The organism is Mesorhizobium sp. CA7 (genome assembly GCF_020165015.1).
GTDB lineage: Bacteria > Pseudomonadota > Alphaproteobacteria > Rhizobiales > Rhizobiaceae > Mesorhizobium.
This window is the reverse complement of record NZ_JAIUHH010000015.1, coordinates 43,022-57,274: the sequence shown is the minus strand read 5'-3', so window position 1 is coordinate 57,274 and position 14,253 is coordinate 43,022. Positions and strand designations below refer to the sequence as shown.

Genomic DNA, 14,253 nt, shown 5'->3' with positions numbered 1-14,253 from the left:
CATGTCGTCCTCCCCGGAACCAAAGCGACAGGCAGCGGTTTACCCAGCCGAAGGGATGATTCAGGAATCAGGAATAAAGCAATGAAAACAGTGCTTCTTGCTGCCCTGGCGCTCTGCGTCGCCGCACCCGCCGTCGCTTCGGCGGCCGAGGCCGATGTCGTCATCAGGACGCATCACAGGCATCATTACCATCACCGCCCCGCCATCGTCATCAATGACGAGGGCCATCGCTTGCATCACCGCCATCACGGCACGGTCGCCTTCTATGACAATGGCAAGCGTAGCTGGCGTTATCGCCATCACCGTCGTCAGGACGTGGTCGTCACGAGTTCGATCCACCGGCACCATCATCGTCGGGTCGTCGTCGAGGGCGGCTCCGACTATTGACGCCCCGCGCCCCGGCTCGTGCGATCAGACACGGGCCGGGAGCGCTTTTTTCCGATTTGTCTCTTCAGGACCGATTCCGCTGCGCAGCGCTTTCAGCTCGCTGGCCTGAACCATGGCGCCCAACCGCAGCCGCCGACGGTTGGCGCAGGCGCCCTTCGACGCCCATTGGACTTCGCCACGGCACAACCCATATTTGAGCTCATGGAGCTTCGAGCGTGACCTTCGCGCGGGTGGCCCTTTTCGCCGTTGCCCTCCTGGCCGCGGCTGCCGTTTCTTCCTTCTCCTCGACCGGGAGCGGGAAGGTCGCGTTGAGCGTTGCCATTGACGGCGCTATCGGGCCGGCCAGCACCAGGCAGCTCGAGGAGGCGCTCGATACTGCTGCTCAACGCAACGCCGAAGTGCTCGTCCTTCAGCTCGACACGCCGGGCGGCCTGGTCACCTCGATGCGCGAGATGATCGCCGACATCCTGGCCTCGCCCGTGCCCGTCATCGGCTACGTCGCGCCGGCCGGCGGCCATGCGGCGAGCGCCGGCACCTACATTCTTTACGCAACCCATGTCGCGGCGATGGCGCCGGGCACCAATCTGGGCGCGGCGACGCCGGTCGAGATAGGCGGGCTGCCGTCGCTGCCGGGCGGCGACAAGGAGAAGAACCAGAAGGGCGTCGCCGAGCCGCCCGGCGACGAGATGATGGCCAAGGTGACCAATGACGCGGTCGCGCTCATCCGCTCGCTCGCCGAGATGCGCGGCCGCAACGGCGACTGGGGCGAGAAGGCGGTGCGCGAGGCAGCGAGCTTGTCGGCCAACGCCGCCCTGCAGGAGCATGTCATCGACTTCGTCGCCCGCGACGCTACCGAGTTGCTGCAGCTTGCCGACGGGCGCACCGTCGATGTCGCCGGCGCCAAGAAAGTGCTGGCGACGAAAGGGCTGCCGGTCGAGACGCTTGAGCCTGGCTGGTTCATACGGCTGCTCTCCGTCATCACCGACCCGAACACCGCCGTCATCCTGATGCTGGTCGGCGTCTATGGCCTCGTCTTCGAGTTCACCAGCCCGGGCGCCGTGGCGCCCGGCGTCATTGGCACCATCTGCCTGGTGCTCGGGCTCTATGCGCTCAACCTCTTGCCGATCAACTATACCGGCCTGGCGCTGATGCTGCTCGGCATCGCCTTCCTGATCATCGAGGCCTTCAACCCCACCGTGGTTCTGGGGTTGGGCGGCGTCGCCGCTTTCCTGCTCGGCTCGGCCATGCTGCTCAGGATCGAAGGGCCGGGCTTTGCCATGTCGTGGGCGGTCATCGGCCCCGCCGCCGTGCTGACGCTCGGGCTGGCGCTGCTCACCGGAACCTATGTCTGGGCGGCGCGCAGGAAACCGCCGCGCGTCGGCGGCGAGGCGATGCGCGGCCTGCCCGTCGAGATCATCGACTGGCAGGGCGGCGAGGGCCACGTGCTGGCTTTAGGCGAACGTTGGCGGGCGAGGGCCGACGAACCCGTCAAACCCGGCGACAGGGTCGAGGTGACTGACGTCAGCGACCTCGTGCTGACCGTGCGGCGTCGCGATGCGAGCAACAACGGAGTGAAATGATGGTCGGTTACGTGGCCTATCTCATCATTGCGCTGCTGGTGATCATCTTCCTGGCGGCCGCCATCCGCATCCTGAGGGAATATGAACGCGGCGTGGTCTTCACGCTCGGCCGCTTCACCGGGGTCAAGGGCCCTGGCCTCATCATACTTATCCCTTTCGTCCAGCAGATGGTGCGGGTCGATCTGCGCGTGGTGGTGCAGGACGTGCCGCCGCAGGATGTCATCTCGCGCGACAACGTCTCGGTCAAGGTCAATGCCGTGCTCTATTTCCGCATCGTCGACGCCGAGCGGGCAATCATCCAGGTCGAGGATTTCATGGCCGCGACCAACCAGCTGGCGCAGACCACGCTGCGCTCGGTACTCGGCAAGCACGAGCTCGACGAGATGCTGGCGGAACGCGACAAGCTCAACAGCGACATCCAGGAGATCCTCGACCAGCGCACCGATGCCTGGGGCATCAAGGTCTCCAATGTCGAGATCAAGCATGTCGACCTGAATGAAAGCATGATCCGCGCCATCGCCAAGCAGGCCGAGGCCGAGCGGCTGCGCCGCGCCAAGGTGATCAACGCCGATGGCGAGCAGCAGGCGGCGGCGAAGCTGGTCGAGGCCGGCCGCATGCTTGCGGCCGAGCCGCAAGCCATGCAGCTGCGCTATTTCGAGGCTCTGCACGACATCGCCGGCGAGCGCTCGTCCACGGTGGTGTTCCCGCTGCCGGTGGAACTGCTCGGGCAGTTCATGAAAGGGCAGGGCAAATGAGCCATTGACGCTGCCGGTCTTCCCTCGTCGGCAGAGTCAATCAGCCTCGCCGCCCGAACCCTTGCCGCATTCTGCCAGCACCTTGCCGATCGCAGCACCTGAGCCTTTCAGCGCAAAGCTCGCCGCACCGTATTTGTCGGCCGAGACCGTCACCTCGCCATTGCCGCGCAGCAGCGCCAGCAACGGGTCGGCGGGGCCGGAGAGTTCGGCGGTGAAGTAATTGTACATCGCCTCGAGCACGAGCTTTTTGGTCATGCTCTTGCCGCCGGCCTTGAAGGTGAAGGATCCGCCGATGCCGGGCTCCAGCTGCCCGCCCGCGGCGCCGAGATCATAGCTCAGCACCGGCTTATCGAAGCAGGCCAGCATCAGATGCGCATCGCCCTTCGGCCCGCCGCACACCGAAGCCGTCATCACGCTGCCGCCTTCGTCCTCCTCCATCCGGGCGGACCAGGCGCAAGGCGCGGCATGGGCGAAAGGGGTGGCTAGAAGGGCAAGTGTGACGATTGCCAGTGCGCTTTTCATAGTCGATCCCCCACCGTGGCGGGCATCATATAGAGATTGGCGAAAGTCGGCGAGCGGCCAATCTCTCCTGAATGGATCTCGCTTAAGTGCTCTTGGCCAGCTCGAACAATTTCAGCAGATTGCCAAAGAGTCGACCAGCAACATCTGCGAGCCGCCCGGCCCCGTCACGATTTCATCGCGGAAGTTGAGGCCTGCCATGCACAACCAGGCAACCTCCTTCGTCGCAAGACGCGGGCGATAGCGCTCGGGTCCGTCCGCGGCGTTGCCGGCGACGGCGATTGCACCAGGTATTGACGACAATCCGACCGCCGACGATTGCAAGGAGGTAAAGCGATGACCGATGACGCAACTGCGATCCGCCAGGTGGTCGAGACCTGGATGGCGGCGAGCCGGAAGGGCGATCTGGAGACCGTGCTTGGTCTGATGACGGACGATGTCGTCTTCATGGTTCCCGGCAAGGAGCCCTTCGGCAAGGAAGCCTTCGCCGCGGCCTCCAGGAGCATGGGCGAGACCAAGATCGACGGTGATAGCGAGATCGTCGAGCTCAATCTGCTCGGCGACTGGGCCTATATCCGCAACCGCATCGATATGACGGCGACACCGCCCGGCGGCGAGCCGGTGCGGCGGTCCGGCTATACGCTGACGCTGCTGCGCAAGGAGAATGACGGCCGCTGGCGGCTGGCGCGGGATGCGAATTTGCTGGCGGCAAAAGGGTAGGGCGCGGTCGCCGGAACTGCCTATCCCCTTCTGAGGCGAGGAACCTTGTCCTGCGAACGCGGCGTTCGCGATCGCCGGCGCGAATGCCCGCTATCTCGCCCTTACTTTCGCCACGGCGGCTCAGGCGCGAAGCGCTTGCCGATCCAGTCGGCGAAGGCGCGGGTCTTGGCGGCTTGGCCTTTGGCCGAGGGCATGACGACATAGACCGCGCCCTCGTCGGCCAGCGTCCAGTCCTCCAGGATCGGCACCAGCCGGCCGTCGGCGAGCTCGCGCCCGACCAGCCAGTCGGTGCTCATCATCAGGCCGACACCCTGCACTGCGGCCTCGACCAGCACCTCGGCGTCGTCGCTGACCAACGGCCCCGAAACCTCGACGCGCACGCGCCGGCCCTCGCGGTCGGTCATCTCCCAGGCGGGAAAGGTCTGGAAGCCGGAGAAGCCCAGGCAGCTATGCTCCAGCAGCGCCTGCGGCGTTTCCGGCCTGCCCCTTCTGGCGAGGTAGGAGGGCGCGGCGCAGAGCAGCCGGCGCCGCGTCGCCACCTTGCGCGCCACCAGGCGCGAGTCCTCCAGGCTGCCCAGCCGTACGGCGACGTCGAAATTCTCGGCGACGAGATCGGCGAAGCGGTTGGAGAACTCTGCCTCGATGTGGACCTCGGGGAACTCCGCCAGGAATTGCGGCAAGAGCGGCCCGATCCACATGCGCCCGAAGGTCCCCGGCAGCGCCAGCTTGAGCAGGCCGCGCGGCCCGCCGGCGGCATGCGCCGATGCGGCCGCCTCGGCCTCGTCGACCGAGGCCAGGATGGCGCGCACGCGCAACAGGAATTCCGCGCCCGCCTCGGTAAGCGACACGCTGCGCGTGGTGCGGTGGAGCAGCCGCACCCCCAGCCGCTCTTCCAGCGATTGGAGACGGCGCGACAGGATGGTCGCGTCGCGCCCGACTCTCGCTGCCGCCCTGGTGAAGGAGCACGCCTCGGCGACGGCCGCGAAGGCCGCCATTTCGGCAAGGGCGGAGGGCTCAACGGATTTCTGCATGATTTGCAATACTCAAATGCAAAGTCCAACGATTATCGAGCATTAGCGCAGCAGCTAGGTTCGCTCAATCGTCCATCGACCACGCACGGAGTGAACCCATGAAAGCCATCGAACTCAGCCAACCCAGGCTCGACGCCTTCCGCGCCACCAGCATCGCCACGCCCGAACCGCAACGCGGCGAGGTGCTGATCCGCCAGCGTGCGGCGAGCCTTAACTTCGTCGATGTCGCCGTTGCGAGCGGCAATTATCCCGGCCCGGTGTTTCCGCTCGTTCCCGTGGCCGACGGCGCCGGCGAGATCGTCGCGCTGGGCGAGGGCGTGACGACATTCAAAACTGGCGACCGCGTTGTTGCCCACGCCAAGCCGCGCTGGATCGGCGGCCGGCCGCGTCCCCACGAGATGACGCAGATGCGCGGCATCTCAGTGCCCGGGTCGCTGGCCGAATATGTCGCGCTGCCAGCCAACTCGGTCGTGCCGGTCCCGGCGCATCTCTCCTTCGAGGCGGCCTCGACCTTGCCGATCGCCGGCACCACCGCGTGGAACGCCATCCGCGCCGCCGATGTCGGGCCGGGCTCCGTCGTCGTGCTGCTCGGCACGGGCGGCGTCTCGATCTTCACCCTGCAGCTTGCCAAGGCGGCCGGGGCCACCGTCATCATCACGTCGTCCTCGGACGAGAAGCTCGAGCGGGCCAAGGCGCTCGGCGCCGATCACCTGATCAATTACCGCGCGACACCGGATTGGGACGGCAAGGTGCTGGAACTGACCGATGGCCTCGGCGCCGACCTCGTCGTCGAGACCGGCGGCACCGCCACCTTCGCGCGCGCCGTCAACGCCACCGCGCCCGGCGGCACGCTGTTCACCATCGGCTTCGTCACCGGCGCCGAGGCCACGGTCAATCTGCTGCCGATCATCATCAAGGCGCTGAAGGTGGTGGGCAACAACACCGGATCGGTCTCAGACCTGCGCGACGCCGCCCGTGCCATCGGCGCCGCCCGGATCGAGCCCGTCGTCGAGAAGGTGTTTTCACAAAACGAGGCGACCGAAGCCTACACCCACATGGCCGCCGGCGGCCTGCATTTCGGCAAGCTGGTGTTCGGCTTGGATTGGTAGGAAGAGCCGGCGCTGGAGTGGGCGAAAGCGATGAATCTCTCGGTCTCCCTGAAGCCGACTTCCCTGACAGGAAGATGCGGGAGCTTCAATGCGCCTCGCCGCCCGAGCCCTTGCCGTATTCGGCCGGGCTCCGTCGACCGAGCGTTCTCACGCTACTCCCGATCCTTCTCACCTTTCGCCGTCAGAACTTGAGGTCGAGGTTGGCCTTGACGCCGTTGTCGGCGTTATGGGAGCCGAACCAACCGGTGTAGGACAGGCCGAGCGTGGCATTGGCCGAGATCGGCAGGTCGAAACCGGCATCGATCACCACGCCGTCCCTGGCGACAGGTACGCCGGCGATTGTAAAGGCATCGCCGCCGGCGAAGGCGAAAGTCGAAGTCGGCGTGACATCGCCGAAGGCATGGCGCCAGCCGAGCGTGCCGCGCGCGGTCGCCTCGATGCTGCCCAGGGTCAGGTCGGTCGAGGCGCGCAGCCCGAGCGTGGTGAAGGTCGCGTTGATGGTTGAACTTGCGCTGGTCAGGGCTGCACCGCCACCTTTCTCAGTGAAGCCGTCGGTGTGAACGCTGACATAGGCGAGATTGGCGAAGGGCTCGAACTTGAAGCGCCCGGCATCGGCCTTGTAAGCGAGTTCGCCGAACACCTGTGCCGTGCCGGCATCGTAGTCGGCCGACAGTTGATCGGCGAAGCCATTGAAGGCAACGGCGCGCTTTGTCGAGATGCTGTTCCAGCTGTAGGCGGCGCCGGTGCGGAAGGCGATGGCGCCCCAGTTAGTGCCCCCGTAGAGCCCGAGATGGTAATTGTCGCCGGCGCCGCTGGAACGGCGAGCGTCAGCGTCGAAAGTCGAATGGCTGTAGCCGCCTATGGCACCGACGCGCCAGTCCCCGACCAGGCTATCGGCGCCGACCAGGAGGCCGCCGGTCGAACGATCGAAGGCGGCGGCATTGCCGTCGCTGCCGGTATGTCCCCACGAGCCGAAGGCTTGGCCCCAGACGGCGAAGCGATCGGTGTCGGCCGCGACCATTTCCGGGCCGCCCTCACCATAGGCCATGACCGGCAATGCGGCTGCGTCGGGATCGCCGAACGCAGCGCTGATCCGCCTGGTGGCGGCGTCGCGGATGAAGCGGCTGTCCTCAAGGAGCATGCCCTTGGCCGAGGCGTGAATTTCGCCGGAAAGCTGGTCGAAGGCGTCCTGGGCGGCTGCCTTGCTCGGCAAGGCAAAGATGGCATCGAAGAGCGGATTGCCGACACCCAGACTATCCGCTCCGCCGCCGGTGGCGATCTGGTTCGGCGTCAGACCAACGCTGGCAAAGCTTGCCTTGGCCAGGTTGAGATAGACATTGTTCGCGTCATAGGTCAGCGTCGGCGCAATGAAGATCGAGCCTTCGAGAGTGGCCTTGTCGAAGGCACCGGTGACACCGCCCGCCGCCGTGACGATCGTGTAGGTCGTTCCGGTCGCATAATCCGGATAGGGGATGACGACGACCGTGCCGCCGCCGATCGTTACGGCGCCGGTGGCGCTGATCAGATCGGATGTGCCGCCGCTTTCGACTTCAACGGCATAAATCGAACCGGCCGAGAAGGTTGTATTGCTCACATTGATCGTGCCGATCGAATTGCCTGGGGCGAAGGTCCCGCCCGAAGCAATGGTCACATTGCCTGCCGTGCCCGATCCGCCAAGCAGGCCGCCGGTGACATTGATCGCGCCGCCGAGCGAGCCGTTGACATAGAGGCCGCCGCCGAGAACGTTCGTCGTCCCGGTGAAGCCGGCGGAATTACCGGTCAACTTCGTGTTGCCGGCGATCTGGTTGATCGTCCCCAGTCCGTTGATCGCGGCAGCGAAGCCATTGTTCGCGCTGGTATGGTTGAAATTGAGCGTGCCGGTGCCGGCGCCGAACTGCAACGTCGCCGAATCGAGGACGCCGGCGCCCGTCGCCGCAGTGCCCGCTGCGCCGCCGATGTTCAGCGTGCCGGTCGAGCCGGCCTGGCTGGCGATCACGGTAACGCCGTCCACCAGAGCGACGCCGCCGTTGGAGAGCGTCACCGAAGCCGTGCCGCCGAAACCGATCCCCAGGTCGCCGTGCATCTCCCACAGCGCGGCCGGGCCGTCGACGGTTGCCTGTCCGGTGGCACCGGTGGCGATCGCCATGTAGGCGGTGCCGCCGGAGGCGACGCCGCCATTGGTGACGGCAAGAGTGCCGCTTCCGAGACCGCCAAGGTACATGCCGTTCTTGTTGGTCCATTTCGAGCCCGCGCCGTCGACGGTAATTGCACCGGTGGCTGTTGCCGCCTGGCCGACAAAGACGAAATTGGCATCTGCTGAGCCGCCGTTGGAGATGGAAAGTGTCGCGTGACCGGCGCCTCCCAGGGTAAGACTGTCATCGGTGCTCCAGGAAGATCCCGCTCCGTCCACAGTCACGGTCGCGGTTGCGGTACCGAATTCTCCGAGGATCGCGGCCTGGTTGAGGACGTGGCCGCCATCGGTGACCTGGAGCGTACCCGCGCCCTTGAAACCGACGAACAGGTCGCCGGAATTCATCCAGGTCGAACCCGGTCCATCGACCACGACTCCGCCGGCCGAATCGGCTTCGAGTGCGACATAGCCCTTGGTGTCGCTGACAGCGCCGCCGTTTGAAATCGCCAGCGTGGCGGTACCATGATAGCCGACGACGAGGTTTCCGCTATTGGTCCAGGTCGAGCCTGCGCCGTCGACCGTTGCCGTGCCGGTCGAGGCCGCGTCGAAGCCAAGGTAGCCCAGGTCATTGCTGACCGCGCCGCCGTTCGAGATCGTCAACGTGCCCTTGCTGAGGCCTCCGACGTAGAGGTTCCCGCTGTTCGTCCACTTTGATCCCGCGCCGTCGACGAACACCGCGCCAGTCGAGCCCGCCGAGTTGCCGACATAGCCCGAGGCGCTGCTGACCGCGCCGCCATTGCTTATCGCCAAAGTGCCGGCGCCGAAATCGCCAATACCCAGGTTGGAGCTGTTGGTCCAGGTCGAGCCGGCGCCGTCGACGAACACCATGCCGATGGAGCCCGCCTTCGCGCCGACAGCGGCCCAAGTGTTGCTGACAACGGCACCGTGAGAGATCGCCAGGGTGCCGTTACCGAAATCGCCCACCATCAGGTTGGAGCTGTTTGTCCAGGTCGAGCCGGCGCCATCGACGAACGCGATGCCGGTCGAGCCTGCCTGCGCGGCGATATTGCCCTCACCATTGCTGACCGCGCCACCATTTCCGATCGTCAGCACACCGGTGCCGCTATCGCCGACATAGAAGTTCGAACTGCTGGTCCAGGTCGAGCCGGCACCGGTGACCACCGCTGTGCCGACAGAGCCCGTCTGCGCGCCGATCATACCGATGGTGTTGCTGACCGCGCCGCCATTCGAGACCGTCAGCGCACCCTGGCCCTGGAAGCCGATGAAGAGGTCCGAAGTGTTGGTCCAGGCCGAGCCGGCACCATCGACCGTCACCAGGCCTTTGGAGCCTGCGGCATAGCCGGCATAGCCCACCGAACTGGTGACTGCGCCGCCATTGGTGATCTCCAGCGCGCCGAAGCCCGCGTTTCCAACCGCAAGGGCCGCGTTCGCCCAGGTCGAACCAGCACCGTCGACAGTTGCTGTGCCAGTGGAGCCCGCCAGGTTGCCTAGAATGCCGCTCAGATTGCTGACCTTGCCGCCGCTCGAGATGTTCAGCGCGCCGGTGCCCTGATCTCCGACGTACAGGTGGGAAGAGTTTGTCCAGGTCGACCCCGCGCCGTCGACCGTCACCATGCCGTTGGAGCCTGCATGCGTACCGATGCTGCCCGTGGCGTTGTTGACCGCGCCGCCATTGATGATGTCCAGTGTGCCGACGCCACGTTCGGCGATGTACAGATCGCCGCTGTTGGTCCAGGTCGAGCCGGTCCCGTCCACCGTGACCGTGCCAGTGCCCTGACCGAAACCGACATGGCCCACGGTGTCGCTCACGACGCCACCGTTTGAGATCGTGAGGGTGCCGGTGCTGTCGGTGCCCAAGGCAAGGAAAAGGTCGGAACTGTTGCTCCAGAACGAGCCCGCTCCAACGACGCTTGCGTTGCCGTTGGCGTTCGAAGCGTAGCCGAGATAGCCGGCGGTGTCGGAAAGCGTGCCGCCGTTCGTAATCGTCAGCGAGCCTGTGTAGCTCGCAATGGTGCCAATAAACAGATTTTGCGCGGCTGCGTTCGGCGCATTGACCACGGCCGGGTGCGGAAACGCCGCGTCGAGGGTGACGTCGTCGCTCGATGTCGGGACAGCGGCGGGATTCCAGTTTCCGGCGGTGAACCAATCCGTGGAGGCCGTGCCGGTCCAGATCTCGGCTGCCGTGGCGCTTGGCTGGCCAAGGCCGATCAGCGCCGTCGACGTCAACGCCAGATATTTCAACGCCTTCTTCCGGCCTTCAAATCCATTCTTCGGCATTTAATCCCCTGACAGACAAGTCATTTCACCCTGAAGGTGACATGTCATTGGAGCCCGGCATTGTCTTGGGCAGCGCCGCACTGGAATTGGACTGGAAAGAGATGCCGGTTCTTTTCTGCGCGCTGTGATGGTTTGGCACCACCGAGCATTTTGCAGCCAAGCGGCGTCGCTTGGCGTCGCAAAAATGCGGCTAATACAAGCAGATAGAGCGAATGGAAAAATCGGAAATCGCGTCGCCTGATCGATTTCGGGAGACGCCCGGTTCTATCTGGCGCTTGTTGGCGTGTAGCCGAAGCGGCGGCGGAAGCAGCGATTGAAGTAGGACACGTCGCTGAAGCCATTCATCAGCGCGATTTCGCTGACGCGCAAGGCGTCGTTGTGCCTTTGCGAGAGCATCCTGTGCGCGTACTGCAAGCGCAGTTCGAGAACGCGTTCGGAGAAGCTGATGCCTGTCTCCTGCAGCAGATCCTGGACATAGCGCGCCGACAGGCCGAGCTCTTTTGCGACGCCTTGCGCGGAGATTTCTGGATCGGTGAAGCCGCTGCGAATTTTAGTCAGAATCGCTTGCGTCCGTACCGCACGTAGACCTCGCGCGTCCGCATTGTCGTCCGCCGTCACAGGTGCGGTAGGGGAAGCGGTGGCGGCGATCAGATCGGCAATATGATCGGCCACGAACTGCATGGTCAGTTGAGACTCGGCTTCTTTCTCATGGGCCAGAACGCCGACATAGGCACGAACAAGGGCGTTGATCATCATGGAGCTAGACACGGCCGTCATCAGGCGATCCTCAAACCCTGCACATCGCTGATGCACGCGTTCGCGATCGGTCTGCACGGCGATCAGGCCGCATTGTCCGTCGCTCACTCGGATGATTGACGGAGCGCTCTGCTCGACAAGAACGGACGCGCCTGGACTCAGATCGACGCTCCTTCCCGACTGGTCGACGCTGAGCGCGGAGTGTCCGGCATTGAGAAGCAACACGACATTGTTGGTACTCTGGGCCACAATGTCTTCAGTGGTTCTCGATATCGATTTGACAGTGCCGTGGATCGTGCCCACCGAAACGTCGCAAGTTCGAACAATCCTGAGTTCGCCTTCGAACGATCTGCCGACGGCCGGATCGGCACGCAGACGGGCGTAACCGGATGACAGCGTTGAGATCCACTGCTCTTTCTGGATTTGTTCGCCGCCGATCAGGTCGCTGGAATTGTAGATAATCCTGTGCAAGCATCCCTCATACTGCAAGCACGTTCCCCTGCCTGCATCGTAACAGCATCAAGACCTCAACCGGCGAGCCGATGAAAACACCGTCTTTCGTGACAAGGAAGCGCCCGCTAAAACCCGCAGTCTCAAAAAAAATCGAACGCGACACTTTCCATTCCAGGAATTACCAGCAACATTGAGCGGTCGGCGTTCAGCTGATTGAGCCCCTTAATCGAGCCCAACCACGCTTGGCGTCACCCGAAAGTATGACGCCAGCAAAATCCTCCAGGCGGGATCGGTGTCCTTGCACCGGGCCGCTGTCAAAGTGCTGGTTTCATTTTTGCCCGCCATCCATCCTGTGAGGGGCGGGGCATGCCTGGATTAGGAGAAACGGTGGAAAGGCTTAGCAGCGAAGTACTTTATTCGATTATCGGTGAAATTTATGATTGCGTTTTGAATCCGGAAGGCTGGACCGGAGTGATGACCCGGGTCACCGAAGCTGTCGACGCTGCCTATACCACTGTCGCGCTGGCCAGCGCCGCTGACAATCAGGGCCGTTTCGCGGCTCAATCAGCTTGGGATCCGGTGCAAATGCGCGCGCTCCAGGAGGATTATGACTTTGACGAAATTCCCGGATTGAAGGCCGCGGTCGTTGGCGACATCGACACGCCTGTTGCGACGCTGTCGCATATGAGCGAGGCCGAGCTCCAGCAAACGCCGTTCTTCCAGAATTGGGCCGGACCGCAGGGATTGCGCGAGGCTTGCATCACCAAATTCGTTCACACGCCGGACCGGATTGGTCTCATGGGCTGCACCACGCGTGCCAACAGGGGTATCATAACCGTTGAAGAGCAGCGGTTCCTGGCATTGCTCTCGCCGCATCTGCGTCGCGCTTCCCTGATTGGAGATCTGCTCGATCAGACCCGCATTACCGCCAATTTCTATCGCGAAGCGCTCGACCATCTCGCCGTGCCTATCGTTTTTGCCGGCGCCGACGGAGCAATCCTCCATGCGAATGGGGCTGCCGACCGGATGTTTTCCGGGCAGGGTCCCATTCTTTCCAGGAAGGGCTTGCTCCAACCGCAGAACCCGGTGGTCGCCCGCGCTTTGGCGGAAGCGTTAGCCAGCGCTGCCGGCGCAGATGCTTCGCTTGGCTCTCGCGGCATAGGGCTGCCCGTTTCAGCGCCGGGTCAACCGCCCGCCGTAGCCTATGTGTTGCCGCTGACCGAAGGAACTGCGCGCGCGGCTTTTCGGCCCGCCTGCGCTGCCGTCTTCGTATCGACCACGACGTCCTCTTCTCCGCTGCCGGAGGCCGTTCTCACGACGCTGTTCGACCTTACTCCCGCGGAGGCACGGGTTCTCCTGCGGATCGGCAGCGGATTGCCCGCGTCCAGGAGCGCCTCGTCGCTCGGCATCAGTGAAAACACGTTGAAGACCCATCTCAACCGGATATTCGCCAAGACCGGCACGAGGCGCCAAGCCGATCTCGTCAAACTGATTTCGGACATAGGCATGCCTTTCGTGACTGATCAGGCTGCCGCTCGCCGCTGAGCTGGCCGCGCCGAATTCCTCGTCGGCGCCGGGCGGTGCCAGGTAGACTCACACCCAATCGCTGCGTCCAGACCGGCAATCGACTGAGGCTGTATGGCCACACCGACCGGGAAAGCGTTGCGGCGCTCTCCAGGACAATTCAGGTGCGGTCCAGCCCAAGACGCCGCTGGCGAACAATGCAAAACCTCGACGACACCCGGATCGCCGCCGAGCATTTCGCGGCTGGGGAAGCAACATTGGGGTAGCAAATAGTGAAAACGGTTCTTCTCGCCACAGCCTTCATTCTGGCGCCTGTCGGCATCGCGTCGGCGGCGGACATCAATGAAACCTTGCCCGTTGCCGCCGACTACGACTGGTCCGGCCTCTATGCTGGCGCTCACTTCGGCTACGTCGCCGGAAAGTCCAATCTCTTCATCGCCGACGCTGGCCCTGGGGGTGCCGACGTTAACGCGCCCCTCGACCCGGATGGGTTCATTGGCGGCATCCATATCGGCTTCGATCAGGAAATGGCGAACCGCTTCGTGCTCGGCGCCGAGGCGGACATTGCTTACAGCAATGTGGATGGGGTGGGGACCTTCACCGGTGCCGGTGCGTTGCTCAAGACCGAACTCAAGTGGTCGGGTTCGGCGCGGCTGCGGGCCGGCTACGCTTTCGATCGGACCTTGCCTTACATCACCGCGGGCGTGGCCGCGGCCAAGTATGAAATGACTGTGATCGCCACCAGCGGTTCAATACCGATCCACGATGAAACCCATCTTGGCTGGACGGTTGGAGCCGGCGTCGAGCACGCCTTCACCGACAGGTGGATCGCGCGCGTCGAATATCGCTACTCCGACTTCGGCAAAAAGGATGTTTCGGTGCCGCTGTTCGGTCCTGGCACGGTTGCGAACATCGATCTCAAGACGCACGATCTGCGGGTCGGCCTCAGCTACAAGTTCTGATCTGGCAGGCCGAGCAAAACCCGGCCTC

The 14,253-nt window shown here is 64.1% G+C and carries 11 protein-coding genes; 7 read left to right on the top strand and 4 right to left on the bottom strand.

Annotation, left to right across the window (positions count from 1 at the left end):
* The first annotated feature begins 81 nt into the window (after nucleotides 1-81).
* The 3 genes from LB552_RS22290 (at nucleotide 82) to LB552_RS22280 (ending at nucleotide 2,722) form a co-directional block, all read left to right on the top strand.
* Nucleotides 82-387, top strand: a complete 306-nt coding sequence (locus LB552_RS22290; protein WP_224607765.1) for a hypothetical protein — start codon at nucleotides 82-84, stop codon at nucleotides 385-387.
* 215 nt (nucleotides 388-602) lie between these two features.
* A complete protein-coding gene (locus LB552_RS22285) occupies nucleotides 603-1,967 on the top strand; it encodes an NfeD family protein (protein ID WP_224610294.1) in 1,365 nt (454 codons plus the stop codon).
* The gene (locus LB552_RS22280) at nucleotides 1,964-2,722 is read left to right on the top strand and encodes a slipin family protein (RefSeq protein ID WP_095768310.1); all 759 of its coding nucleotides are present in this window, start codon (nucleotides 1,964-1,966) and stop codon (nucleotides 2,720-2,722) included. The genes LB552_RS22285 and LB552_RS22280 overlap by 4 nt, the downstream gene beginning before the upstream one ends.
* Nucleotides 2,723-2,758: 36 nt before the next feature.
* On the opposite strand, the gene LB552_RS22275 is transcribed toward LB552_RS22280, so the two are convergent.
* On the bottom strand, nucleotides 2,759-3,244 hold the full coding sequence (locus LB552_RS22275; RefSeq protein ID WP_224610292.1) for a hypothetical protein: 486 nt from the start codon (nucleotides 3,242-3,244) through the stop codon (nucleotides 2,759-2,761).
* 333 nt (nucleotides 3,245-3,577) lie between these two features.
* Here LB552_RS22275 and LB552_RS22270 point away from each other — a divergent pair, with 333 nt between their 5' ends.
* On the top strand, nucleotides 3,578-3,961 hold the full coding sequence (locus LB552_RS22270) for an SgcJ/EcaC family oxidoreductase (RefSeq protein WP_140631592.1): 384 nt from the start codon (nucleotides 3,578-3,580) through the stop codon (nucleotides 3,959-3,961).
* Nucleotides 3,962-4,062: 101 nt separating this feature from the next.
* Here LB552_RS22270 and LB552_RS22265 read toward each other — a convergent pair whose 3' ends face one another.
* On the bottom strand, nucleotides 4,063-4,992 hold the full coding sequence (locus LB552_RS22265) for a LysR family transcriptional regulator (RefSeq protein WP_224610290.1): 930 nt from the start codon (nucleotides 4,990-4,992) through the stop codon (nucleotides 4,063-4,065).
* Nucleotides 4,993-5,090: 98 nt separating this feature from the next.
* Between LB552_RS22265 and LB552_RS22260 the strand changes: the two genes are divergently transcribed.
* Nucleotides 5,091-6,101, top strand: coding sequence for a zinc-dependent alcohol dehydrogenase family protein (locus tag LB552_RS22260; RefSeq protein WP_224610288.1), 1,011 nt, complete (start codon nucleotides 5,091-5,093; stop codon nucleotides 6,099-6,101).
* Nucleotides 6,102-6,282: 181 nt separating this feature from the next.
* On the opposite strand, the gene LB552_RS22255 is transcribed toward LB552_RS22260, so the two are convergent.
* Both LB552_RS22255 and LB552_RS22250 read right to left on the bottom strand, forming a co-directional pair.
* Nucleotides 6,283-10,530, bottom strand: a complete 4,248-nt coding sequence (locus LB552_RS22255) for an autotransporter domain-containing protein (protein WP_224610286.1) — start codon at nucleotides 10,528-10,530, stop codon at nucleotides 6,283-6,285.
* A 264-nt stretch (nucleotides 10,531-10,794) separates the two neighbouring features.
* Complete coding sequence (locus tag LB552_RS22250) at nucleotides 10,795-11,757, bottom strand: AraC family transcriptional regulator (RefSeq protein ID WP_224610284.1); 963 nt, start codon at nucleotides 11,755-11,757, stop codon at nucleotides 10,795-10,797.
* A gap of 369 nt (nucleotides 11,758-12,126) precedes the next feature.
* Here LB552_RS22250 and LB552_RS22245 point away from each other — a divergent pair, with 369 nt between their 5' ends.
* Nucleotides 12,127-13,284, top strand: a complete 1,158-nt coding sequence (locus tag LB552_RS22245; protein WP_224610282.1) for a helix-turn-helix transcriptional regulator — start codon at nucleotides 12,127-12,129, stop codon at nucleotides 13,282-13,284.
* Between the two features lie 251 nt (nucleotides 13,285-13,535).
* On the top strand, nucleotides 13,536-14,225 hold the full coding sequence (locus LB552_RS22240) for an outer membrane protein (protein WP_095768316.1): 690 nt from the start codon (nucleotides 13,536-13,538) through the stop codon (nucleotides 14,223-14,225).
* Nucleotides 14,226-14,253: the final 28 nt, after the last annotated feature.